Below are 25,311 nucleotides of genomic sequence, written 5' to 3'. Positions count from 1 at the left end.
ACGCTTTTAAAAAGTGAGCACCGTACGGATTGATTGACCAAAGTGCATTAGATCAAAAGCTTGATTAATCTGCTCAACCGGAAGAACTTGGGTAATTAAATCATCCACATTGATTTTCCCATCCATGTACCAATCAACAATTTTAGGGACATCAGTACGTCCACGTGCACCACCAAATGCAGATCCCTTCCATACTCTGCCAGTGATCAATTGGAACGGTCTAGTAGAAATCTCTTGACCTGCTCCTGCAACCCCAACCACAGTACAAACGCCCCACCCTTTATGGCAACACTCCAATGCCTGACGCATCAGTTTTACATTCCCTACGCACTCAAAACTGTAATCAGCGCCCCCCTTAGTCAGCTCAACAAGATAAGCTACCAAATCGTTACTGATTTCCGAAGGATTAACAAAATCGGTCATTCCCATTTTTTCTGCCAAAACCTTCCGTTGAGGATTAATGTCCACCCCTACAATCTGTTCGGCTCCCACCATACGAGCACCTTGGATTACATTAAGCCCGATACCTCCCAAGCCAAAAACAACAACTCGAGATCCTGGCGTCACTTTGGCAGTATAAATCACAGCCCCCAGACCTGTAGTTACCCCACAACCTATATAACAGACTTTCTCAAAAGGAGCATCTTTACGAATCGCCGCAACAGCAATTTCAGGCAATACAATATAATTAGCAAACGTTGATGTCCCCATGTAATGGAATATTTTTTTTCCATTAAGGCTGAAACGGCTTGTTCCATCAGGCATAACCCCTTGACCTTGTGTTGTTCGAATTGCCTGACAAAGGTTGGTTTTTTGGGAAAGACAGTATTCACATTGACGACATTCAGGGGTATATAAGGGAATCACATGATCGCCTGGCTTAACAGATGTCACTCCCGCACCAACATCTACAATAATACCGGCACCCTCATGTCCTAAAATGACTGGGAAAAGACCTTCAGGATCATCACCAGATAAAGTAAATGCATCCGTATGGCAAACACCTGTAGCCTTAATTTCAACAAGCACCTCCCCCTTTTTGGGGCCTTCCAAGTCAACCGTTTCAATTACTAATGGCTTCCCAGCCTCATAAGCTACTGCTGCCTTTACTTGCATCAAACCTCCGGTAATGAAAGAAACATCATCTTAAGTAATCTGTTCATTTAATTAAAAAAAACGATCTAAATAAGATAATGTAAATGCAGATGATCGCTTTAGCAATGAAAACTGTAACTAAACTACAACTTATCAATTCGCATTTTTTTCTATTTAGTATTATTTTATACTTAAAGACTAAAGTAGCACTATAAAGCTTAAATAAATCTCAATCCATAGGGTACTAGAGTATGATCATTCATAGTGAATTTAAGCCTGCTTGGTGGTTAACCAATGCGCATGGACAAACTCTGTATCGAACTTTAACTCATCGCATGAATGCCTTTGTTGATTCTTATGAGCGGCTTGAATTGCCTGATGGCGATTTTATTGATTTAGCCTGGAGAGTGAATGGATTAAACAAGGATGCTCCTCTAATTATTTTGTTGCATGGATTGGGAGGTGATGAGAATTCAGCTTATGTTGCAACCTTATTCAATGCATTCAATCAATCAGGTTATCGAACCGTTTTGATGAACTTCCGTGGTGCAAGTGGCGAACCAAACCGTTTACCACGTTTTTATCATGGTGGCGATACTGCAGATTTGGCTTTTTTGCTCCAGGTTATAAAACTGAGAGAGCCCACAACAAAAAAAGGGGTAGTCGGTATTTCTTTAGGCGGTAATGTGCTCCTTAAATGGTTAGGAGAAACAGGGTCTCAATCTCTAATTGATGTTGCTGTTGCAGTTTCTGTACCCTTTCAATTGCAAAACGTGGTTCATAAAATAAATAAAGGATTTTCTCGGGTGTATCAGAAACATTTGTTAGAAAAATTGCGTAGGGTTTTTCTCCAAAAATTGGATGTTATTAATAACCAATTGCCGCTGTCTCAACAAAAACTTTATTCAATAAAAACTCTATATGAATTTGATGAACAAATAACTGCTCCGTTACACGGATTTACTAGTGCAAGTGACTATTATCAAAAATCCAGTTCGCGGCAGTATCTATCTATAATCAAAACCCCTACTTTAATTATTCATGCTTTAGATGATCCTTTTATGACATCTGACATTCTCCCAACCGCCAAGGAGTTATCTCCCGATATTCTCTTAGAATTGAGCCAACATGGAGGCCATGTAGGATTTATCGCTGAAAGAAGACACCATTGGTTGGAGCAACGCATACCTAATTTTTTAATGGATTACTTTCCGCACCCTTCTTATCTACGTGAATTTGAAAAGATTAATTAATTACGTGCTGATTACAAAGCGAATACCCAGCAATAACGCTTCAAAAACTAACACTCTGTGTTCCCTATATTTATTTGATGAAGTTGGCACTTATCCAGTTCGACTTAACATCAAATGACCAAAAAAAACCCATTATGTTCTATACTTACAATTAGAGTTTTTTTAGAGCCTAGATGATGATTAGAACAAAAATAATTAAGAGCGAAAGCCTACTTAAAATCTATGCAAGCAATTACTCGTCTTTGGCCCATAATCGCGCTGATCTGGAATACTTTAAAGAATGTAAAGTGCGGATATTTTTTAGAGAATCAGAGGAAAAAATGCTAGCAGGTTTTTGCATCAATTCAGGTCCTAACTATCGTACATTTCTTCCTTTAAATCCATCTCAATTACAAAAATTATATAATGCTCATCGCTTTGATCGAAAGAAACCCCATGAAATTACATGCCTTTGGATAGAGAAAAAGTCACAGCATGCTACATGGATTATATTTCTTTATTTTATGTTATTTCTAGATGTGCTGTGCCTGCATCCAGGCCCCCTTATTTTTGGAACGCACGGAAAAAATATCAGTACCTTTTTTTCCATACCGTTTCCTAAAACCATTTTCAATGAAAAGCTATTTGTACCTACAAAAGGAGAGGAATGCGATTTTTGGATTAGAAAAGGTTCTAAATTGCAACTCCTAAAAGGTTTTATGGTCCTTGCAACCATCAGATTTTTTGGGGGGAATAAAACTTTAGCTCGCTTTCGCTTGTGGCTTGATAAAAATAAGCCAAGTTGAACTAAATTCCTGAGCAATAGCATGGAGAGTTGTATGAGTAGTATGAAAAGAGAATATTCTTCTTTGAGACAATTGGCGTTATATGGAGGGTCTCCCATTCGCCAAAAACCATGGCCTACCTATGACAAAGGAAATGTCATCATTGATGAGGAAGACACCGAACTTATCTTAGATGTGATTAAAAGTAAGCGATTGTTTCGCTATGATAATCGTGAAATCAAAGATACTAAAGTAGGACAATTCGAAGAGGGGCTGAAGGAATACTTTAAGAGTGAATTTGCACTGGCTGTCAGTTCAGGAACTGCAGCAATTTCATTACCTCTTATGGCTCTCGATCTACCTGACGATTCATTAGTGGGATGTCCTGCGTATTCATTTACAGCAACACCGAGTGCCATTATACAAGCAAAATTAAAACCACTCCTAATCGAAGTCGATCGCGATCTCCATATGGATCTTACGGATCTTGATAATAAAATTAGTCGCCTGAAAGCATTAGTGGTGGTTCATATGAGAGGATTTCCCGCCCCGCTACCCCAAATTATGGAAATCGCCAATAAACATGGTGTGCCTATTATTGAGGATGCGGTACCTAGTCTTGGCTGTAAATTAAAAAATAAATATTTGGGTACTTATGGTTTAGCCGGGGCATTTAGCACTCAATCAGATAAATCATTGAATACCGGAGAAGGGGGATTTATCTTAACCAACAACAAAGACCTCTATCTAAAATGTGTTATTTTATCAGGAGCTTACGAGCGTCTTTATGAAAAGCATTTTTCCGACCAACCGTGTACCATTGACTTCACCAGGTTGCCGTTATTTAACTTTCGCTTGGATGAAATCCGTGGTGCACTTGGAGTATCCCAATTAAAAAAATTAAATAAGCGACTTGACTTGTTGTCCCAAAATTATGCTTACGTCATTCAAGGCATTAGCCCTTTAAAATATTTACGACCACGTGCTACCTGGGATAAAACTGCATTGCCTTTGGGTGATAATTTGCTTTTGGAGTTAGAGGGCTCGAGCGAAGACTGTTGCTGGTTTGCCGAAGCACTTACTGCAGAAGGGATCGACACGAAAGCGCTTGGTGACCCCAATAAAATCAATGTGCGAAGATTTTGGGACTGGGCCTATTTATTCAAGGATGTATCCAAACAAGAAATTCCCGAGCTTTATCCTAATAGTTTTAGATACATTAGTTCTTATATTGATATTGCGCTATCACCCACATTGGGAAAAGAAGATCTGGATGAACTTATAACTGCTATCAAAAAGGTGCATGACCATTATGGACTCAAAAAATGATTTGAATCATTGTGTTGCTTTAGTTACAGGGGGAAATGGAGGATTAGGCCTAGCCATGGCATGTGCTTTGCAACAAGCAGGCGCACAAGTTATCATTTGTGGCCGAGATCAGGAAAAATTAAAACACGCCCAAATACACCACTTAATTCCTCTAACAATGGATGTGAGTTCGGAGGCCAGCATTCATGCTGGCTTTAAAACCATTGAAGACCAATTTAAAAGATTGGATATCCTGATTAACAACGCAGGTATCTATGAGGACCAGCATCTTTCAGCTCTTTCACTGAAACATTGGGAACATCTCATCCGTACCAATCTTACTTCAGTTTTTCTTTGTTCTCAAAGTGCGGCACGTTTCATGAAACCACAACAACGTGGAAAAATTATTAATGTGGGTTCTATGTATTCACTATTTGGACATCCTAATTCCATTGGCTATGCCACAACAAAAACAGGGATTTTAGGTCTCACTCGATCGCTTGCATTAGAACTTGGCCCCTGGAATATTCAGGTAAATGCTATTTTGCCGGGTTGGTTTGAAACCGCAATTAATGGCTCCTTGCCACAAACAGCTCGCGGCGAAGAAATTAGGAAGAAAACAGCACTCGGTAGATGGGGAAAACCACAGGATATTGGTCCTTTAGCCGTTTTTCTCTCTTCAAGCGGCTCAGATTTTATCACCGGAGCCATGATCCCCATTGATGGAGGATACTCCGTTTCTGATCGAACAATCTGGTGATGCATTCACGGAGGTGCGTCAATCCCGAACGCCGTAAGGATCTCCAGTACTATCAATATTTGAGCTCAAAACAGGAGATCCTTCGCGTACACCACTCTGGATGATAAGTAAGACATTACCTCGATAAATTACTTGGAGTTGGCTTAGAGTCTAATTCAGAAATTGTTGCAATCACTGAGTCCATTAACTTTTGTTCACTCATCCTTGTTTTTTCTGGCTTAAAATTCACGTACGTATTATCTATCACTATATCATAGTAGCCGTCGTCGCAGCGCTTTATCTTAATATGGATTGATGAGTAGTTCTCAGGGAGTTGTATTCCGGCATTTTTGATAAATTTTTCCACATTATGTTTTGATTTATTAATCTCATTAAACCAATCAATAAAAAAATGTTCCTTATTCTTTGATGCAAGCAATTGATGAAGTTCCATAGGTAACTTTTCGCTAAATTTTTCTCTATTTACTTCCCATATAAAGTGCTTCATTACTGCATTAGCACTGATGTTCTTTAATGAGGTTGGTTGATCTGGCATAAATATCTTCTCTATCTATTTTTTGACCAAAATAAAAAACAATTATGACATAAAAATACACCATGTTAATAATTAACACATCTTGCCATCGAAAAATGTGTATCAAGATTTTCAGGTGGTAATTCCTTTTTATTATGAATCAATTAAATGGAGAAAATAAAAATTCAGGCTCCGATTTAGGCTGCTTTTTATCTTGATCATAAGAAAATAACATCGGGGAATTCTTAATAGCTGTAGATAGAGATTCTTGAAATAAATAATCAAATCGTTGATGTGAAAAATCAATCCCCCTCACATTGGTCTTTAATGATTTGAAAATATTAAGCTCATCTATATCACTTTCTGTTTTTCTTTTTGGAAGTAGTGCATTGTATTTCTCCAATAATGCCAAAACAATTTCGTTCTCAGTAGCATCTTGTATCTTTAATTTTTCGCATTGATACCTGCCATTTCCTTGATATATGCATTCTACACTTGCCCATTCGCGCTCGGGACAATCAATATGTCCACATATCACTACGCTATCCCCAGGGTCTATATCTTGCTCATTAGCATCAAGTCCCATTGTTTCACTATCTATGCTTTCCTCTTTAAGATCTATAGGATCAGCAAGAAAGTCTTCATTGTAGACTTCTAAAAACTCATGCTTAATTTCACTTTCTGTCATTGCTTTAGGTAACCCAAAACCTCGATATTTATGATCGCCCATCGCCATAGAATGCAGTCCACTCCCATTTTTAGATGCATCAAATAAGGTAGCCATCCTATATTCAGAGAAATTGTTGAGATAGAGCCAATCCCCGGGAATTAACTCCTCTGGTGTTAAACCAAATTTATAAGGAAGTATTTCTTTTAAATCATCTGCAAAATCTCCGGATAAAAACATACCGTCTGCAATGATGAGTGGCTTTCGTGCAAAAAGAAGATCAAAATTCTTCGCACCCACGGTATCTAATAACGCTTTATATTGAATAGAGAGCATCCAACTATGACATTCAAGTACAACAAGATGAGAACCATCAAAAATTGAGTTGATGGCTTCAGAGGGACGCTGTCCATTTTTTAATATAAAAAAGCCATTTTGCTTATCCGGCATATGCCAATAATGCTCATCGAGTTGCAAATAATTTTCTTTTTGTGTTGGATATCTATAATGTTCTGCCTCTAAATGAAATTTATCGGTATCCATGAGCTTTATTGCATTATATCGAAACAATAATTCCGCATTAAATCGTTTATAAGATTTAAAATAACGAAGACTATTAACCATTTTTAAGAGGATATCTCTTTTTAAAGGATCCCCCTCTTCCTTTGTTAAAGCTAATCTTCTGATTTCCAATTCTGAGGCCATTTTTTCTGGGGAATCCCCAAATTTTGTGAGATTGATTTCATAGAGTCGCGTTAGAAAACTACTGCCTTTAAAAAACCGTTCATAGGTTTGAATTATCTGGAATCGTTTAAAATCCTCAATTAGTTCCTGAAGATTACTAAAAACAATTTTCTTCTTATGGTTTAATATCATATTAAACCGACGTTCATTGCCTGCGACTGCAGATTTTAATTCGTCAGATTTAAAATCGTGAGTGATCTCAACATACTTTTTATTTTGGTAAAAACGGAACAGGAGCATGAATTTAAAATATATCGTAAATAGGTCACATATTGTTACATTTATCCCTCCAAATTGGAAATATAACTTACACTAGGGATTATTAATTCGCTATTTGAGAAGAGTAAGAACAACTTTTTTAAACGAATTAAGCAAAGCGAATGTCCCGACCTCAACTAGTTGTTGGCCTATTTTGCCACTCCAATGCTTTCGTTCCAGTTTCCAACCTATAAAAAAAGCAGAAACAAGCAATAACAAAGTAGGTACATGAAAACGAGTTAGTTTACTTTGGGCAAAATACTCTTGATGTTCAGCTACTTTGTTGCTCTGGAATCGCAACTTCTTGTCCATCAGTGCAATTTGTGCCCGAATCTGTCTTCTCGAGTTGCTCATGCTCTTCGCTCTTTTGAGAAAAATATGCTCTTGATTTAGGAAAACTCATACTTTTTAAGTTATAGGATAAATACTTAAGCAATCCAAGTAAGAATCCCACATTCAACAGTAAAACAAGGGAAATAGATAGCAGAAAACGATTAGATGCCAAAAATAAAAAATAACCTAGTAAAAACATAGCACTTAGCCATACCGTAATAAGCACCACAAACAGCATGCATATATTCAGTAATAAAGGAAAAACGCTAAGTCCAGCTAACTTTGCCTCAAGACGAATTAAAGACCATACTGTTTTAATAACGGATATTTTTGCAGTAACTAGAGCTTCTAACTGTTTAAAAACTTCCATTACTTTTTCATTAACCGAGACAATAAAAAGCCAATTCCTCCTGCGATTAAAACAGAAGTTAATGGATTGTCTTGTACTTTCTTGATTAAATGATCAGAATATTCTTTGACATTTTCTTCTACTTGATTTGCCTTAGATAATCCTTCTTCATACAGTTGATTTACCTTTTTTTTCCCTTCATTTAGTAATTGGCTTGCAGCTGCTTCAAGATGGTCTCTAGGAGTATATGTTGGTTTCTCACTGGAACTTTTCATGTTATTACTCTCCTTAGTTAACAACGTTTTCTTCGTACATTTCGTGAAACATAATATATAAATATAGTTATTGCTGGGGATAAATCAATAAATACTTTCCTTTTTTATTGTGCGTTTGACTCTTTTTTGGACTTCTATGGAGTCAATTAAATTGTCGCGCATTTCCCGCCCATTTGGAAAATAAAATAATAAAATCAATTTTATTAAGCGGTTTTTAAAATACTTAAAAATTATTTTTATCAATAACTGCCAGCTTATCATTTATAAGTTGGCTAAGACATAGAAAATTACACAACTTGATTAAATTAAAAAATTATGTACGATACCTGGCCATTATCAACGGAGTAAACCTTATGAACAACCCCTTTCTTCTAAGGAATTTACGGCAACTCGAAGAGGCTGTAACCCTTTACTGTCGGCTCAAAACCCAATACTTTACCCCACAAGCTTCCTTTAACTTTTCTTTTTTTACAGAAGTTTATCACTCGATTCAATCCATGCCTTTAGACCACAAAAAAATTGAGTTGATGGAACGTTTTCAACAAAATGTATTTGCGCCAATCACTGGTTTTCATCCTAAAATTTTTTACACTTTTAATTTTGCTCCTTATATTGCTCAATATAAGCCTTTGATTGAGCAATTAAACGTGTTACAAAAACAAGCATCACACCTCTTCACACATTACTTTGATGCAGAAAGCCCAAGTTTTAATTGGCAAAAATTTCATGATGTTCGAGCCCAAATCGAAAATCTACCTGACTCCGCAGATAAAATACAACTCATGCGGTTATTCGAGTTTCATGTATTAAGTACAATCTCTTTAGTAGAGCCTAAAGCATTCACGAGCTTTACTTTCTCATCCCAATTAGCAACGGAGGAATTGTCTCTGCCAACCCCCTCTTTTCACTGAATAAAATGATTATGGGGAGCTTGTGGATCGCAGGTAATAAACTATTTTTTATTTAAGCTATTATTATTGTATTGGAAAACATATGAGATAAGGAGATAAATATGTTGAATCTCGATACAGAAACAATTCGTGATCTTCTGGATAAAGCGCGACAATTTCAGGTTAAGGAAGAAGTTAGTTTTCCAGAGGTCACTGAGGACATGGATGCTTTCTACGTATTAGCTGATTATCAAAATGATCCAGTTTATCAAGAAACCGTTGAATACATAGATAATTTACGTCCTGATCAGCAAGCAACCTTAGTGGCTCTCATGTATTTAGGCCGGGGGGATTATACTCGGGAGGAATGGAAAGATGCGTTACATTTTGCCCAGGAAGAAATAACCGACCATACCGGTGAGTATTTACTATCCAGACCAACAGTAGCAGATGATGTTGAACGAGGTTTAAACATGCTTGGTATTTCCTATCAAGAATAGCTTCTAAGGAGTAGGGCTATGCCATTCGTCAATATCGGCACCTCAGGATGGGTCTATAAAGGTTGGAAAGAAATTTTTTACCCTAAGTCTGTTGCAGAGAAAGATGAATTGGCGTATTACGCGAACGTCTTTAACACTGTTGAGCTCAATAGTAGTTTTTATCGCGTACCCTCTCCAAAATCCATTGCAAAATGGAAAGAAACTACTCCAGAAGAGTTTATTTTTTCCTGCAAAGCCAGTCGCTATTTAACCCATGTAAAAATGCTGAAAGACGTTAGAGACAGCGTTCATTATTTGCTTCAGGTCATTGAGGGACTGGAAGAAAAACTCGGACCGGTTTTATTTCAACTCCCACCTTATTGGCCTTTTAATCTAGAGCGTCTGGAGCAGTTTGTTAAAGTATTACCTGAATCATTTCATTACACATTTGAATTTAGAAATAAAACCTGGTTACGTCAGGAAGTTTATGATTTGCTTGCTAAATACAATATTGCGCTTTGTTTTTATGATTTTAAGGGATATCAGTGTCCAGAAATTATAACCAGTGATTTCATCTACTTACGATTACATGGACCGCATCTTGATCCCTATCTGGGTCATTATGAGCAAAAAACGCTGTTAAATTATGCCCATAAATTTGCCAAATGGCAGCAGGAAGTGAAACAAATTTTTTGTTATTTAGATAACGATCAAAAAGTAGTTGCACCCTCCGATGCTCAAGAATTGGAACGATTAGTACAATTGACATTTAATAGCCCTGATCAATAATTTAAAGTCTATATGGAACTCTTTTTATTTATTAGGATGATGAATGAATTTTGATAAGCAATATCAACAAAAATTATGTTCTGCAGATGAAGCAGTCAATCGGATTCCTCGATCTGCAGTGATTTCTATGGGCATGCGTGCCGCTACTCCTCCAGCCTTATGCCATGCACTTGCTGCGCGCGCCAAAGCAGGTGATCTAAAAGAATTAAAGGTTTACTATCTTCGTTGTGGTCCGATTGCCCTAGAAACTATTTTTCAAGAAGAATTATTGCATATTATTCGACCCTACACTTCGATGATGTCCAAAGGAGAAGTTGAATTAGCGGAACGCGGGTATCGTCTAGGTAAAAAATACATCAATTTTGTCCCCATAAGTTTTAGTCGTTATCCTGACACCATTATGTCCATTACCAAACTGGATGCGTTCATGGTTACCGTCTCCCCTATGGACCAGTTTGGTTTTTTTAATTTAGGCACTAACGGCGATTATGCGATTGAATTAGGGCGTTATGCGAATCAATTAATCGTTGAAGTAAATGAAAACATGCCCAGAACATCGGGCTCTACATTAATTCATGTCAGTGAAGTGGATGCCATAGTCGAAAATACCACCGCTTTGATTGAGGAACATTCAAAGCCGGCTAGTGACTTAGATCGTCAAATTGGCCAATACATCACCTCCCTTATCCCCAATGGAGCAACCATTCAAATGGGAATAGGTGGTGTACCTAACGCAGTATGCGAACAATTAATCGATCATAAAAACCTTGGCATACACACAGAGGTGATTACGTCAGGAATGGTGGAGCTTATCAAGAAAGGAGTAGTTACAAATACCAATAAAAAATTAAATCCTTACGTCAATGTATTTACCTTTGCAATCGGTGATCGCCGATTATATGATTTTATAAATAATAATCCTTCTATGTTTTGTCTTCCGGTCTCCTATGTCAATGAACCTAAAGTGATTGGGAAAAATAACCTAATGACCTCTGTTAATGCCTTCATCGAAATTGATTTTAGTGGCCAAGTCAATGCCGAGTTTATTGGTCATCAATTTTCAGGTGTGGGCGGACAATTGGATTTTATTCGTGGCGTTCATTATTCTGAAGGTGGAAAGACCATCATTGCCAGTAGTTCCACAGCAAAAAATGGGACCCTATCCAGGATAGTCCCCCGGCTCTCTTCAATCGCTACAGATACCCGACTTGATATTGATTATGTGGTTACAGAATACGGGGTAGCTCAATTAAAAGGGCGTTCTACCACTGAAAGAACGCACCAATTAATTAAAATCGCCCATCCAGCCTTTCGTGAGCAATTAGAACAACAAGCAAAAACACAAGGATTTATTTAAAATGGATTTATCACGCTCACCCGCCCTGCTCTTTACACCCGGTAATAAACCGGAGCTTTTTACAAAAGCACTGGCTTCAGGGGCAAATGGTCTTATTTTAGAACTGGAAGACGCTATCTCAGCAGCAGAGAAAGACCAAGCCCGAAATCATGTGGTTCAATTTCTAAAGAAAAAACATCCAGAACTGCTCACTATAGTGCGCATCAACCATATCACTACTGATGCAGGTCTCCCTGATTTGCTCGCCTTAAGACAAGATGATATTTATTGTGATGCCATTTTATACCCCAAAGCAGAAAGTGCTGAAGAGTTAAATATTGTTTATAAAATACTCCATTTAGAAGCGCGAAATATTAAACTTTTAGCATTGATTGAAACAGCAAAAGGGTTGCTGAACTTAAATTCAATTGTTACTCATTCCCCAGTCGCCGGTTTAGTTTTCGGGGCTGCAGATTTTGCCATCGATATAGGGTGTCAGATGGACTGGGAGGTTCTTTTGAATGCACGCCATCAAATCGTTCAGGCAGCTGCACTTGCTCACATTCCAGCAATTGATTCTCCTTTTTTCGATTTTACAAACGAGGAGCAATTAATCTCTGAAGTGATTCGGGTTAAGGAACTTGGTTTTAAAGGAAAATTAGCCATTCATCCGAGACAAATCATTCCCATAAAACAAAATTTTGCACCAACCCAAGCAGAGGTTAAACGAGCCAAAGAAATTGTAGCGCTGTTCGAACAATCTGGAGGCAAAGCATGTCAATACCAGGGACAAATGATCGATGTCCCTATCTACCAACATGCTCAAGAGGTACTTAAATTATCAAACAATTAAAAGGTAATGAATATGTCACATCAAAGCTATAAATCGATAGGAAGCAAGCGTTTGCGTGAAGATTTTGGTTTTTACTTTGAAGATTTTGAAGTGGGACAAATTATTGAACATAGACCCGGAAGAACCATTACCCAAAATGATAATATATGGTTTACCTTGCTGACAATGAATACCGCTCAATTACATTTTGATGCGCATTATGCGGAACGCACGGAGTGGAAAAAACCTTTAGTTGATAGCACATTTACTTTGGCGATTATTACAGGAATGACCGTTAATACGATCTCCAAGAAAGTAGTCGCGAATCTAGAGTGGGATAAAGTTAAATTATTAAAACCTGTATTTGAAGGAGATACGATTTACGCTGAAAGCGAAATAAAAGCGAAACGTGAATCAAAATCAAGACCAAATCAAGGAATCGTTACTGTAGAAACTCGGGGAATTAACCAACATAAAGAGCTATTTATGTCTTTTGAACGAACTGTTTTGGTATATAAGAAAGGAGGTGCGCCTGAATATACCATTTAAATTATTTTATTCGTAACCAGTGAGCTTGCAACAGCCCTTTCTACTCTGCTTTTTATGCTTTTCGACATGGCCCAAATGCCTCAAGGTACCGCAGCTTGTCTACGGAATTGAGGGAAAAAGCAAACGATAAAATTTTGTGGCCCCCTAAGGCTTTGCGCCGTATTCAGAGATTTATTTAAAAAAGCACTCAAGTACTGCAAATTAGGGTGAGCAAATTCCAGGAAAACCTTAGCTGAAAAAAATGAATAATCTCTAGCTAATTCTTAAGAAGATAAACTAAAATGGAGTAGTTTAACTGCTGATAAATAATAATTTTTTACACAGGCATCCATTACATGAACATTCATACTGTTGTCAAAGAGCAGAGAATTTTTTCAGCTGGCGGAGCGGCGAAAGCTATCGATTTTCGTAAACAGCAACTGCAGAAATTAAAAACCGTTCTCAAACAAAATGAGCAACTGCTCTCAGAAGCCCTTTATGCGGATATAAAAAAATCACAATTTGAAACCTATTTAACTGAACTTGCCTTAATTTATCATGAACTCGATAAAGCGATTAAATGCGTAAACAAATGGGCGAAACCCAAAGCAACACGAACCGAACTTGTGAACCAACCAGGAAAAAGTTTTATCTTGCCCGAACCTTATGGGACAACGTTGATTATTGGGGCATGGAATTACCCTTATCAGCTTACATTAATTCCTTTAATTGCTGCTATGGCGGCAGGGAATACCAGTATCATTAAGCCAAGTGAATTGCCGCAAAATACTTCATCTGCGCTCGCCAAAATAATCAATCAAAATTTTGATCCCGCCTATCTTTATGTTGCAGAAGGCGGCGCTGACGTCACGCAAGAGCTTCTTAGTATGCGTTTTGATAAACTCTTTTTTACAGGCAGTACCACAATAGGCAAAATAGTAGCTAAGGCTGCTGCAGAACACTTAACGCCTATTACTCTAGAATTAGGTGGAAAAAGCCCTTGCCTTGTTTTTGCCGATGCCGATCTGAAAATTTCAGCACAACGAATTGTATGGGGCAAGTTTTTAAATGCAGGGCAAACCTGCATTGCACCCGATTATCTTTTAGTTGAAGAAAAGATTTATCAACCCTTATTGGAAGAGCTTAAAAACCAAATCGGCAAAATAATTGGTCCCAATCCCCTTGAAAGCGACAGTTACACCCGCATTATTAATGAGCACCATGTACAACGCTTAAAAAAGCTCATTGATCCCCAAAAGCTATTCACGGGTGGACAAGTCATTGACACCGAAAACTATATTGAGCCTACCATTCTTAAGGATGTAAGCTTTACAGATGAAATCTTGAAAGAAGAGATTTTTGGTCCAATTTTACCCGTTATTCCGTTTAACGATCTAGAATCTGTCCTGCAAGAAATCAAATCACGCCCACGTCCTTTGTCCCTTTATATTTTTGGGAAACATTCAAAAGTGCACACCCGAATTTTAAACGAGATTTCTTTTGGTGGTGGATGTATTAATGATGTGATTATGCATATTTGCAATTCACACCTTCCATTTGGCGGTGTAGGCGACAGTGGCATGGGAAGTTACCATGGTGAAGCCGGTTTTAAAGCATTCAGCCATTTCAAAAGCATTTTAAAAAAACCATTTTGGTTTGAACTTCCCATTAAATACATGCCCTATACCCAATTGAAATTAAAAATAATCCGAGCAATTTTAGGGTAAATAAGCTTGGAAACATAGTTCATTGGAATCGATTAAGAGTTTACTATGGATCTGAATGTTAAAAGGATTTTTTGTTTCTTATGTTCTATTTTCATGTGTTCAACAGGTTTTACAGAGACGCAAAATTTTGGCACTTTTTGGTTAACAGGAGTTTTTATTGGTCCTTTTGTAACAACTTATAAACAATGGAAATATTACTTGGAGCCAAGATTGGTCCTCATTGATGATCGATATGGGCGGGATGAAGAGCATATCTATTTCGGTACCGGTTATCAAATCACCCCTAATTTCATACCCTTTATTGGTGCTGCCTATTTCATCTCAGAGAATACACAAGGGGTTATTGCACACGAAAATGTACTGTGGCAGCAATTTCATTGGAAAATATATCATTCCAAATTCTTTAATGTGTCGAATCGTTCTCGTCTTGAAGAACGAAAAAATACTTTATTCTCTGAATGGGCAACACGTTTGAGGGAGCAAATTACGCTTAAAATACCTTTTCACAATACTCAATATTCGCTTGCAACGTACACTGAGTGTTTCTTTAATTTCACTCATCCATCCTGGGTCAGTGATAAATTTTTTGCTGAAAATCGATTCTTTTTTGGCATAGAACGACACCTTTCAAAAGTAGCATCATTTGATTTAGGGTATTTAGAACAAACGAAATTCCAAAGACAAAACCGAAATTTATTAACCCATGGCTTATACATGAGACTTAACGTAACACGATAATAAACTGTCTCTAATTCAACTCAAAATCGAAGAATTTTTATAAATAACCCTAAACTACCCTAGCTTAGGTTTTCCCCAAGTGTCTGCTTCTTTTTTCGCCATACGCTGCGCCCTTTTAGCAATCGCTTCTTGTAACTCAAGAAAAAAAAGAGAAGGCCGCAAAGAGGTGTTCGATTCTGACTCCGATTGTTTCCCCCATGAAACATCCAGTTCTGATTGAATGTTTAACTCAGTATCCAGCATTGAGTCTAAAGCTTGAGTCGTTTCTTGATAGGCGATTAAAAATGATCTGCATTCCTGAGCAAAGGATGGATTTTCTTCCAAAATCAATGCAGAGGAGCTAAGAAAAGCAATAAGCCGTTCGTCTTTATGTTCTTTTTTATGCTGTAGCACGAGAAACAAAAACTCTTTTAATAAAGGATAAATTAATAAGTAATCTTTATCTTTCTTTCCATATTGTTCATAGTGATCCACTAATTTTTGCAACAGCTGAATGCATTCTTTACTCACTGGCATTTTGAGCTCCATGCAAATAATATACATTTGTTTATTAAAGACCTTGATGGCTCATTAGGCAAGAAAAGACACTATTTGATTTTCTAGAAACAGATAAACCCACTTTGATGCATTTCCTGAAAATATGAATTGCTTCTCTTGTAGGTGTTGAATAATAGGTCTATAACTTTAAAAATAAAGAGAGCAACTTATGCCAGAAAATAAAGACTGCTTTCTGCAATTTTGTAGAAAAATATTCCACAGAGTTGCCTCCTAAGACTTTAGCATGATTCAGTACTATATCTGCATTTTGCAAGATTGAATTTTTTCTGAATAAGGCTTCCTAGGACATTGGATACCTTTTCTAAAGCGCCCCTGTACAGAGGTTTATTGTGGTCAACCTTGCCGCAGCGCTGCAACGCAGCTTGCAGCAAGATTTAAAGTTTAAAACAAGGTACAAGAATGCATTGGGCTTGGTTTCTGATTCGAAGGATCTGCCTTTTCCTGCCCCTCTTTGTAGTCAGCGGCATAAAATCCATATTGACTTCGCCCCGGATTGCTTGTTTGTGAGTTGACGGTCATTGACTCAGCAGGCAGAGCTTGCTCGTTATCATCCGCTTTATCCACGTCTTTTTCTACTTCCTGTACTTCAACTACTGCATCACTTGTAGCTTTATTGCCTTTAAGGGCAGTCTCATCAAGGCCAAGCTCCTGGCAAACCGACTTGACCCGTTCCGTTACCTCAGCCGGCACACGTTCACCCTGATATAAGTCTGGGTGTCTGGCAAAGTACTGTGCAACAATATCCATTAAGGTCTTGGGATTTTCAGGATGGATAGATAACTTTGCATACTCATCCCGCAGGATATAAAATCTTTTGATCAACTCAATGGTATGCTTAGCAAAATTAAAATAAACGACACCCTCACCGTCAATACTGCTGTGTAGAGTCGGCTCTCCACCATCATAGTGGTTTAAATTTAAGGTCACACCCTTGGGAATAAGGTGCTGATTTTTGGAAAAAAACCGTTTTGTGTTCTCAATTCTCTCCTGATTGCTATCAAACACATCAAAAATAATGTCTTCACCAGGATGCTTAACAGAAGCATCCACAGCTGCTTTTTGCAGTTGCGCGAAAAGTAGCGCTATTTTCTCATGATCAAAGGGGCAGGTTGGGTGGCCTTCGTTGTTAGGATTAGCAATAAAATTCCCGTTTTTTACTTCTGTTATGGCCTTATTGAACGCTGTTCCATAGGGCAGCTTATTATATAGATCGGCTAAGAGAAAGGGATCAAAGCCGATGCTTAAATCTTGACAAACAGTCTCAATTGCGGAAAAAGCTGAGCCTTTGAATCGGGTATAACCGGTATTATCTAAATCTATTTCATAAGATTGTCTATTGGAATAAAGAAAAGCATAGACAGAATTATAGCATTTGTTTTGCTCCCTTAATGAATCGAGAAAGGCTTTATTATGCACTAAAACGGCATTGCCTAAATGCTTTGTGAAATTTTCATTATCCGCATTTACATAATTCTTATTAAACAGCCCACCATCAATAGGAAAAGAGATATAGCGTATTGTCATGTGACACCTTTTTAAATTAATTTGTTAGTGAAATAAAAAAATAAAATTGTTAACAAATCACTAATCCCAAGAAATCTGGTCAGTTCGCTGTAGATTTTGATATAGAAAGGTTTTAAGAAAGGGTGTTGATAATCGTAAGATACATAAATCCAATTTTTTTCTTAATCAGATTGTTTCTTGGATGACACTGATAAAACTTAAAAATCTATTTCAATATAAAATCCAGCTTATTGATTTAAGATTATCTAAGTTGTACCAGCCCTCCGCTCATACAGATATTAACCGTTAAATATAATCTGTACGAATAATTTATAGAATGGCATTATTTTACGCAAAAATCATTAAGGAAAAATTAAGTGATTTAAAGTTTTTTATTTTTTAAACGATTTAGAGTGGGGCCAGCAAGTGAACAATAAAATAAAACATTACAAGTAACTATTTGTCGAGTTAAATTAACCGGTTGGTAAATGAAGTTTCTTCCGGAGCTCATAAACTTAAAAAAAAACCTAGCCGAAATCTTCATTCAAACGGCACTTTTTAGCGACTCCGTGCTAAAAACACGCGGCCTGATTTATCCACCCATCATCGGCTTAAGATCAGCGTCTTGTAGTTCTGCAAGCTGCACTTCAAGATCGAGTAATTCCTTTGTTCTTAGCGTCAGGAATGTCTGCATAGCGACCAAATCCATTTCGAGTAATTTCGCTTTAGCTACCGGAGTTCCTGCTCTAAAACTTTCCGCACCATTTTTAAATCCCTTACAGATAGCCACCTCCGAACCTAATCCGGAATCCCTACTGTACCAATCGAGATATTTTTCTTCTTTGAAATAACAATAGAATTGGGGTTTGGAGTCGACTCTGTCTTCAAACTTCGGTGCAGGAGAAAAAGGTTCACTGCTGCAATATGCTTTAGCAATACACATCGGTAGTAATTTTTGGGCTCCACCAACTCCTTCTACAAATAGTTTATTAAGGTGATTACCACTATCCCAATCTACAGGATATCTCCTTCGATAATAATTCACCTGAAGTTGCAACTGATGAATGAGGGTAGACTCAAGATCAAAGTGGGTTTCTCCGGTGGTCATTTGTCCATTCAGACTGTAGGAAACACCTTGTTGGCGTAATCTGTTATATTGATCGAATAAAAGCTCCAGAATTTCTTTACCTTCTTCGTCTGCAGGGATGCACTCTATAATTAATGTCCACATGTGTTTGTCGAAAGCCCAAAGGGCATATTCAAGACCGCTAATTGCAAAAAAGGTTCGACCAGAGCAGTCAGTCACTTCATTTCTATGGAAAAGTAAACGGATATTTCTCTTAAGTGCGGCCCTAACAGAATAGTATTCTCCACGCACTACAAAATCTAAAAAAGTAGCTTTATCGAGTTCATATTGTAATAATTCTTTCTGCTCTTTGGAGCTTCTATAAAAATTGAATAAATCCAATTTAGGTAATTTATTAGTTACATTAACCCAGATTTCCGCGGGTAAACTGCTACTTTCAGTAGTACTTTGTATCAGAGGGTATTTTTCTTTCATTGAGTTTCCAACAATGACTACAAGGATTAAACCAAGGTATTATCAAAAATCAGAATATTAATCTGAATAAAATCAGAAATCTACTCCTGGTAGAGTACGTTTTAATGGGAAGGGCAAAACAGGTTTAAGCACTGGATATCTTTCTGTTATTGTTACAATTCCTTTGACTAAATCAGCAATAACTATTACCAGGGGAAGGACTTTTCATGTGTATCACATAACTTCTGATGGCAGATAGCTTTTAAACCGTCAATGACTTTTCTAAAATCCACTGGTTCAACTGCCAATAGCAAGCCGGTGCTGCGGAGTTATCTGTAACATCTCTACCTCATAAATTCTGTGATAATATGGCTGAGATGGATAGGAGAGTGAGTAGGTGTCTAAAAGCTCTTTTACTTGCTCCCATAGGTAATCAGGGATTTTGCCTTGGCTTGTTCTGGTTTCGCGCCAATGTTTGAATGCCGCCTTAACAGACACAAGCTTATCAACTGCCTTATTCATAAGGATCGTCTCTTGAAAATTATCGAAGCTATAGCTTATCCAATACAGATGACCATAGTCATGCAGGCTTCTCGAAAGCTCAGAACCCACTTTGACGCATTTCATGAAAATATGAATTGTTTCTCTTGTAGGTGTTGAATAATAGGTCTATAACTTTAAAAATAAAGAGAGCAACTTATGTCAGAAAATAAACGTAATAAACCTAAAACCTATCATTGCAAGGCACCCCCTACCCCAGCTTTATCTGCAGAAAACTCATCGCTTACATTAAGCATCATCAAAGCATTGCCTGGAAGCATCTATTGGAAAGACAAAAATGGAGTTTATTTAGGTTGCAATGACGCTATGTTGGAAATGACTGGGATGAAATCCATCATTGGAAAAACTGATTTTGAAATGCCTTGGGCTGCATCTGCAACAACGATTCGCAACAACGATTTAAAAGTAATGAACCTGAATTCCTCATTGGAATTGGAAGAAATTGGGACCATAGCAAATGGAGAACAAGTAGTCGTATTAACCCGTAAAACTCCTTTACATGATGAACACGGCAATGTCACCGGGATTATAGGCATCTCCTTAAATATAACCAATCGAAAAAAACAAGAGGCGGCTCTCTGTTCAAGCCAAGAAAAAACACAATCCACCTTGGAAAATATTTTGGCCAATATGCCAGGGCATGTTTATTGGAAAGACAAAAACGGGGTTTATTTAGGATGCAACAATCGCCAAGCTCAAAGTGTAGGGTTTCAATTTGGCTATGAAATCGTAGGAAAAACTGATTTTGACCTGCCTTGGGGCAAAAACCAAGCTGAGTTATTTCGACAAAATGATCTTCATATTATGCAAACAGGTGAAACTGAAATCATTGAAGAAAAAGCGCAAGTAGGTGGTAAAGATGCCATTTTTTTAAGCCATAAATCTCCAATGCGCAATAAAAAAGGGGAAGTTACCGGGGTGCTAGGGATTTCCATTGACATCACAGACCGAAAAAAAATTGAAGCAGAGCTCAAAATTGCAAAAGAAAAAGCAGAAGCAGCAAGTCTGGCAAAAACAGAATTTCTGGAAAATATGCGTCATGACATTCGCACCCCCCTTACCGGTATCGTAGGATTTGCAGACCTTATCCAATCTGAAGCAGAAAGTCCTAGAATTAAAGAATATTCAGAGAACTTAGTTGCATCCAGTCATGCTCTACTTGATTTTATGGATGATGTACTTGAAGCGATTCATGTAAGCTCTGGCGAAATCCCTAAAGTGAGGAAAAAATTCGTATTACAAAAAATAGCGCAACATGTGATTGATCTGAATAAAGCCAAAGCATCTTCTAAACGACTGACATTATCTCTAGAATTTGATCCCGATATTCCCAGATTTCTTATCGGAGATCCGGTTCGTATCCATAGAATTTTACTTGAACTGATTTCGAATTCATTGAATTTTACCGATGCCGGGTTTGTCACTGTAACAGCCAAGCTGGCAAAGCGAGAAAACCGTGAAGTGATCATCCAATTTGTCGTGGAAGATAGTGGCATGGGGATTCCGAAAGACAAGCAACAAGAAATTTTTCTCCAATTCAAACGTTTAACCCCTTCCTATAAAGGAATTTATAAGGGAGCAGGTTTAGGCCTTGCTGTAATCAAACAGTTTATTGATGAATTAGATGGAGAAATATATGTCGAGAGTACTGTTGCTAAAGGAACAAAATTTACCTGTATCATTCCCTTAAAAACAGCACTTTTAGAAGATGAAACAGGTATTGATAAAGATTTTGACTTCAATATATCCAGTCTTAAACAAAACACTGCCATACCCATCCCCTATTCAAATCCATCAATCCATTCACTCAAACATCGCATCTTGCTCGTGGAAGACAATACTGTAGCGCAAACCATAGCAAAAGCCATGTTAAATCACTATCACTGCCAAGTAGATATAGCGGTTGATGGACAATCTGCGTTACAACTTTGGAAGAAAAATAGATATGACTTAATTTTTATGGATATTGGTCTGCCTGATATGGATGGTTATCAAGTCACCCATCACATTCGCGTACAAGAAGTTTCAAAAAAATATCACACCCCCATCATTGCACTTACCGCCCATGTTGGTGAGGAAAATAAACAGCGATGTATCGAATCGGGCATCAATGCGGTGATCAGCAAGCCATTAACGCAAAAAAAATGCGGTGATATTTTGAGCTCATTTATTCCTTCCATACTCAAAGAAAGGACAAACTCTCCTGAAAATTGCATTTCTGAGAGACCTGCAACAGAAGAACAACTCTTTGATCTTTCTAAATTTCCACTACTTGATGTTGAGGAAGGAATTAAAACTACGGGTACAGAAAATACACTCCGCGACATGCTCAACCTAATGCTCGATCACTCTTTAGTCGAAGATGTTGCTCTGCTCAAAGAATCACATGATCAAGGTGATTGGGAACAAACCCAAAAACTCATTCATAAAATTAAGGGAGGTGTAGTATATGTTGGTGCCACTCGGATAAAAATGGCTTGCCAATATTTTGAAGATTATTGGAAATCAGGACAGCGTGATTTATTGGAGCAATTGTATCAACAAATTATACTGGTTATTGATAAAACGGCCTCTGAAATTAAACAATGGATCGCAGCAAAGACACCTCTCTAGTATCCAGAACGCATCCCCTCTTCCATAAATGAGCATTATTTTATGTCATTTCTGCCTTCGCAGGAATGACATCTATTCACTTTGACAACTTTCTTATTCTTCTGTTTATAATGCCCACCCGTGGGAGAAGGGTGAGCGTTTCCTCATCCACCATGAGTTGAACATCCTCCATTCCTATAATCGACTCTAAGCCTCAGGTCATCCATCCCGAGCATAGCGAGGAATCTCCAGACGGTAGTATAATAGTTAAGCTAGGAGATCCCTCGTTGCATTCGGAATGACGGGGGGCGGAGAAAGAGGATTTGCAGGATATTTTTTAAATCGAAGTGCAACAGGTCTTAAATAGTTTGGATAATGAGGTTTAATTAAATATTCATAGGTAGCAGCCATCGCTTTGTTTCGGCCACTGGGATAAACTTCAAAATCGTATGCCTTTTCTGTCCACAGACACATTACAGAACATTCTTCAATCAAATAATCAAGACAAAGTCGAAACGCCCTTTCAGAGTCAACATTTTCAGTAGAAAATCGACTCAGGTATCGGGTTAAAAATTCATCGATATTGGCATGAATTGCATGACGGAATGATTCATTGAGCTCATATTCTTTTTGGACGCGCACATGACTGTTAATGAAATTGTGACTGTTGTACCAATCATCCCAGCGCATGATCTCATAAGGGATGGTTAGCTGATTGTAAGCCATTTCATTTCGCTTTAGCCAATCATCACCTTCTTGCACCGAAAGTTGATATAATTCATCCGTAGTAGCATGATTCATGATACCCATTGTATGACGTTGCACACTATCATCAACCAGGATGGTACATTGTTTAAATGAAGCATTAATCAGTTTAATGACTGCGGCAAATTTTTCGCCTTCATGAATAGGTTGCCCTACACTAATGGGCATAAGGCAGGAGGATTGAGGAAACAGTTTTCTTTCCTCTACTGGATTTTCTCTAAAGGAGGCTTTTACAATCCTGTTATCAACTAAGCTCATCGTCCTAACCTCCTTCTGTCTAACTCACCGCTATTTTTGCATAAAAAGAGATCATATTTTATTTTATTAAAATCATCCTGTCTATTAATAAATCATTGACATAATAATTAATTAAGGTTTCTATTATATAATATAAATATTAGAACCAATACGAGTGTGAAATGTCTTATAGAATCAATAATCCTGGCGGTGGCGATTGCGGATTTTTTGCGTTTGGAATTGGCACCATAAAAGACATTCAAGATGAATATGCACTTCACCGAAAAAGCCCAACCTATAACCTGTGGAAAAGAAAAGGGCTTCGTGGCGTTAGCCTGCAAGAGCTCATCGATTTTGATTTAAATCGGTTGTATGAGTCTCCTTATGATTATAAAAAAGAGCTTTTGTCTACATTACAAATGTCTTTAAGGAACATTGCCGCTGATGCGTACAAGATCGATCTTTTAAACAGAATACGAACTGAAGAAGTATCGAAAGATGAGGAAACCTTGATTGAAGGTTCACCTGTATATCACAAATTTATGGAATTAGTACGCTTTTATTTAGGTAAGGAAAAGAATACCCTCCCCGAGATAAGTAAATTTAATGAGTTAGCTTTATCTCCTCAAGTCAGGACCTTAGCAGAAAGTACGGCACAATCACTGCAACCCAAGCTTACTGCGAGACCCCTTTCTGAAGCAGAAACAAATAAAATAGAAAATGCCCATGTCAAAGAAGCATTATTGAAAGACGTCATGCATGGTGATAAACCAAATCCAGGTTCTGTTATTTTAAAAGGCGTAGATAAAATTAAGGAACAAGGACGATGGGCAACACATGGTGATTTGAAAGAAATTGCAGTACAACTTAATAAAAATCTCTACGTAGAGGGCCAACTTAACGGAGACCCTGATCCTCGTTTGCGTACTGTAGTTTTAAATAACGAAGATAATGCGCATTGGACAACCCAAATTGAGCAATTACCTCCTAAACGTCAAGAGTTAAAGAAAGAGGAAGCTCCTTTATCAGCAAAAGCAGAACAAGTGATTCCTTCGTCCGTAAGCAAGCCAGTTAATGCAGAAAAAGTAGACGGTTATCAACAGCATGTAAATGATTTGATTCACGCTGTATCAACCCAAGGCTTGTTTTCTCAAGTTAAAAATAAGATTAGTGTTGATGAGATTGACTCAGCAAAAGCATTAAAAGGCGAGTCGGATGAGGATTTTGCGAAACGCTTACAAGAAGCAGAATACAGACGTGCTTTTAAATAGAAGCTGAAAATTGAAAAGTGAACGCATTGAGGAAAAACGGCTCTTTGCTTTTTAAACTAATTCACAGCATGAACGTGGTCAAATGACTGTACCTTAACTCTTTATAATGCTATAAAAATCTCAAGGAGTCTTAATTAAGGTACTTGCTGATGAGCACCATTCATCGCTTTATCGAAGCCCAAAAAGGCAAAAATTCATCTGCCTCATTCCAAGAAGCTTATGATGAACTCAAAGCAGGTGGCAAACAAGGCCATTGGATATGGTATCTCTTCCCTCAGCTCAAACAACTTGGATTCAGTTCAACAGCCCAATATTTCGGGATTGTTGATTTCAATGAAGCCTGTGCCTATTTACAAAACGGGGAACTTTTTCAAAATTATCTCGCAGTCACGCAATTAGTAGATCAACAACTAAAAAGAAAGATTCCTGTTTTGACCCTTATGAATGGACAAATTGATACTATGAAGCTGGTCTCAAGCCTCACCTTATTTCGGGCTGCGGCTTCATTTCTTTTGCATCAAGGAGATACCTCTCAGGATTTTGCCGCACTTGTAGATTGCTGCGATCAGATTCTTGCCGAGACTTCGAAACAAGGTTATTTTCCCTGTACACGAACCCTTGAAGCGTTGACTGCAAAAAAGTGAA

Annotated in this window: 25 protein-coding genes; 15 read left to right on the top strand and 10 right to left on the bottom strand. The window is 37.7% G+C overall.

What is annotated here, in order from left to right; genetic code table 11:
- Positions 1-6: 6 nt before the first annotated feature.
- Entirely contained in the window at positions 7-1,116 is a 1,110-nt protein-coding gene (locus ACF8MK_RS09940) for an S-(hydroxymethyl)glutathione dehydrogenase/class III alcohol dehydrogenase (RefSeq protein WP_392536519.1), read from the bottom strand.
- 230 nt (positions 1,117-1,346) lie between these two features.
- Here ACF8MK_RS09940 and ACF8MK_RS09935 point away from each other — a divergent pair, with 230 nt between their 5' ends.
- From ACF8MK_RS09935 to ACF8MK_RS09920, 4 genes are all read left to right on the top strand, one after another.
- Positions 1,347-2,348, top strand: coding sequence for a hydrolase (locus ACF8MK_RS09935; RefSeq protein WP_392536518.1), 1,002 nt, complete (start codon positions 1,347-1,349; stop codon positions 2,346-2,348).
- Between the two features lie 173 nt (positions 2,349-2,521).
- Positions 2,522-3,133 (top strand): hypothetical protein, encoded by a 612-nt coding sequence (locus ACF8MK_RS09930; protein ID WP_392536517.1) that lies wholly within the window; start codon positions 2,522-2,524, stop codon positions 3,131-3,133.
- 33 nt (positions 3,134-3,166) lie between these two features.
- Entirely contained in the window at positions 3,167-4,441 is a 1,275-nt protein-coding gene (locus tag ACF8MK_RS09925; RefSeq protein WP_392536516.1) for a DegT/DnrJ/EryC1/StrS family aminotransferase, read from the top strand.
- The gene (locus ACF8MK_RS09920; RefSeq protein ID WP_392536515.1) at positions 4,425-5,180 is read left to right on the top strand and encodes an SDR family NAD(P)-dependent oxidoreductase; all 756 of its coding nucleotides are present in this window, start codon (positions 4,425-4,427) and stop codon (positions 5,178-5,180) included. Before ACF8MK_RS09925 ends, ACF8MK_RS09920 begins: the two co-directional genes overlap by 17 nt.
- Positions 5,181-5,295: 115 nt before the next feature.
- On the opposite strand, the gene ACF8MK_RS09915 is transcribed toward ACF8MK_RS09920, so the two are convergent.
- The 5 genes from ACF8MK_RS09915 to ACF8MK_RS09895 form a co-directional block, all read right to left on the bottom strand.
- Entirely contained in the window at positions 5,296-5,715 is a 420-nt protein-coding gene (locus ACF8MK_RS09915) for a hypothetical protein (RefSeq protein WP_392536514.1), read from the bottom strand.
- 139 nt (positions 5,716-5,854) lie between these two features.
- The gene (locus tag ACF8MK_RS09910; RefSeq protein ID WP_392536513.1) at positions 5,855-7,237 is read right to left on the bottom strand and encodes a transglutaminase; all 1,383 of its coding nucleotides are present in this window, start codon (positions 7,235-7,237) and stop codon (positions 5,855-5,857) included.
- A 198-nt stretch (positions 7,238-7,435) separates the two neighbouring features.
- Positions 7,436-7,663: a hypothetical protein gene (locus tag ACF8MK_RS09905; RefSeq protein WP_392536512.1), complete on the bottom strand. Its 228-nt coding sequence runs from the start codon at positions 7,661-7,663 to the stop codon at positions 7,436-7,438.
- A complete protein-coding gene (locus ACF8MK_RS09900; protein WP_392536511.1) occupies positions 7,635-8,066 on the bottom strand; it encodes a hypothetical protein in 432 nt (143 codons plus the stop codon). The genes ACF8MK_RS09905 and ACF8MK_RS09900 overlap by 29 nt, the downstream gene beginning before the upstream one ends.
- Positions 8,066-8,320 (bottom strand): YqjD family protein, encoded by a 255-nt coding sequence (locus ACF8MK_RS09895; protein ID WP_265702640.1) that lies wholly within the window; start codon positions 8,318-8,320, stop codon positions 8,066-8,068. Before ACF8MK_RS09895 ends, ACF8MK_RS09900 begins: the two co-directional genes overlap by 1 nt.
- 353 nt (positions 8,321-8,673) lie before the next feature.
- Between ACF8MK_RS09895 and ACF8MK_RS09890 the strand changes: the two genes are divergently transcribed.
- The 8 genes from ACF8MK_RS09890 to ACF8MK_RS09855 all read left to right on the top strand — a co-directional run bounded on the left by ACF8MK_RS09890 (position 8,674) and on the right by ACF8MK_RS09855 (position 15,639).
- Positions 8,674-9,231, top strand: coding sequence for a hypothetical protein (locus tag ACF8MK_RS09890; RefSeq protein WP_392536510.1), 558 nt, complete (start codon positions 8,674-8,676; stop codon positions 9,229-9,231).
- A 101-nt stretch (positions 9,232-9,332) separates the two neighbouring features.
- A complete protein-coding gene (locus ACF8MK_RS09885) occupies positions 9,333-9,710 on the top strand; it encodes a DUF3775 domain-containing protein (RefSeq protein WP_265704342.1) in 378 nt (125 codons plus the stop codon).
- A gap of 18 nt (positions 9,711-9,728) precedes the next feature.
- Positions 9,729-10,478: a DUF72 domain-containing protein gene (locus ACF8MK_RS09880; protein ID WP_392536509.1), complete on the top strand. Its 750-nt coding sequence runs from the start codon at positions 9,729-9,731 to the stop codon at positions 10,476-10,478.
- 43 nt (positions 10,479-10,521) lie between these two features.
- Positions 10,522-11,835 (top strand): acetyl-CoA hydrolase/transferase family protein, encoded by a 1,314-nt coding sequence (locus ACF8MK_RS09875; protein ID WP_392536508.1) that lies wholly within the window; start codon positions 10,522-10,524, stop codon positions 11,833-11,835.
- A 1-nt stretch (position 11,836) separates the two neighbouring features.
- Complete coding sequence (locus tag ACF8MK_RS09870) at positions 11,837-12,667, top strand: HpcH/HpaI aldolase/citrate lyase family protein (protein WP_392536507.1); 831 nt, start codon at positions 11,837-11,839, stop codon at positions 12,665-12,667.
- A 12-nt stretch (positions 12,668-12,679) separates the two neighbouring features.
- Complete coding sequence (locus tag ACF8MK_RS09865) at positions 12,680-13,195, top strand: MaoC/PaaZ C-terminal domain-containing protein (RefSeq protein WP_392536506.1); 516 nt, start codon at positions 12,680-12,682, stop codon at positions 13,193-13,195.
- A 335-nt stretch (positions 13,196-13,530) separates the two neighbouring features.
- On the top strand, positions 13,531-14,901 hold the full coding sequence (locus ACF8MK_RS09860; RefSeq protein WP_392536505.1) for an aldehyde dehydrogenase: 1,371 nt from the start codon (positions 13,531-13,533) through the stop codon (positions 14,899-14,901).
- A gap of 45 nt (positions 14,902-14,946) precedes the next feature.
- On the top strand, positions 14,947-15,639 hold the full coding sequence (locus ACF8MK_RS09855; RefSeq protein WP_392536504.1) for a DUF2490 domain-containing protein: 693 nt from the start codon (positions 14,947-14,949) through the stop codon (positions 15,637-15,639).
- A gap of 54 nt (positions 15,640-15,693) precedes the next feature.
- Here the strand turns inward: ACF8MK_RS09855 and ACF8MK_RS09850 are convergent, their stop codons facing one another.
- The 3 genes from ACF8MK_RS09850 to ACF8MK_RS09840 all read right to left on the bottom strand — a co-directional run bounded on the left by ACF8MK_RS09850 (position 15,694) and on the right by ACF8MK_RS09840 (position 19,261).
- Positions 15,694-16,155 (bottom strand): hypothetical protein, encoded by a 462-nt coding sequence (locus ACF8MK_RS09850; RefSeq protein WP_392536503.1) that lies wholly within the window; start codon positions 16,153-16,155, stop codon positions 15,694-15,696.
- Between the two features lie 423 nt (positions 16,156-16,578).
- Positions 16,579-17,721, bottom strand: coding sequence for a hypothetical protein (locus ACF8MK_RS09845; protein WP_392536502.1), 1,143 nt, complete (start codon positions 17,719-17,721; stop codon positions 16,579-16,581).
- Positions 17,722-18,292: 571 nt separating this feature from the next.
- Entirely contained in the window at positions 18,293-19,261 is a 969-nt protein-coding gene (locus tag ACF8MK_RS09840) for a hypothetical protein (protein WP_392536501.1), read from the bottom strand.
- A gap of 678 nt (positions 19,262-19,939) precedes the next feature.
- Here ACF8MK_RS09840 and ACF8MK_RS09835 point away from each other — a divergent pair.
- A complete protein-coding gene (locus tag ACF8MK_RS09835) occupies positions 19,940-22,414 on the top strand; it encodes a PAS domain-containing protein (protein ID WP_392536500.1) in 2,475 nt (824 codons plus the stop codon).
- 246 nt (positions 22,415-22,660) lie between these two features.
- On the opposite strand, the gene ACF8MK_RS09830 is transcribed toward ACF8MK_RS09835, so the two are convergent.
- Positions 22,661-23,416, bottom strand: coding sequence for a hypothetical protein (locus tag ACF8MK_RS09830; protein WP_392536499.1), 756 nt, complete (start codon positions 23,414-23,416; stop codon positions 22,661-22,663).
- Positions 23,417-23,577: 161 nt separating this feature from the next.
- Between ACF8MK_RS09830 and ACF8MK_RS09825 the strand changes: the two genes are divergently transcribed.
- Positions 23,578-24,666, top strand: coding sequence for a hypothetical protein (locus ACF8MK_RS09825; RefSeq protein ID WP_392536498.1), 1,089 nt, complete (start codon positions 23,578-23,580; stop codon positions 24,664-24,666).
- A 149-nt stretch (positions 24,667-24,815) separates the two neighbouring features.
- Positions 24,816-25,310, top strand: coding sequence for a DUF1810 family protein (locus ACF8MK_RS09820; RefSeq protein ID WP_392536497.1), 495 nt, complete (start codon positions 24,816-24,818; stop codon positions 25,308-25,310).
- Position 25,311 lies beyond the last annotated feature (1 nt).

Origin of the sequence: Legionella sp. 227, assembly GCF_043161935.1 — a bacterium.
Classification (GTDB): domain Bacteria; phylum Pseudomonadota; class Gammaproteobacteria; order Legionellales; family Legionellaceae; genus Legionella; species Legionella sheltonii.
The sequence above is the reverse complement of the archived record's forward strand: the minus strand, read 5'-3'. Positions and strand labels throughout refer to the sequence as shown.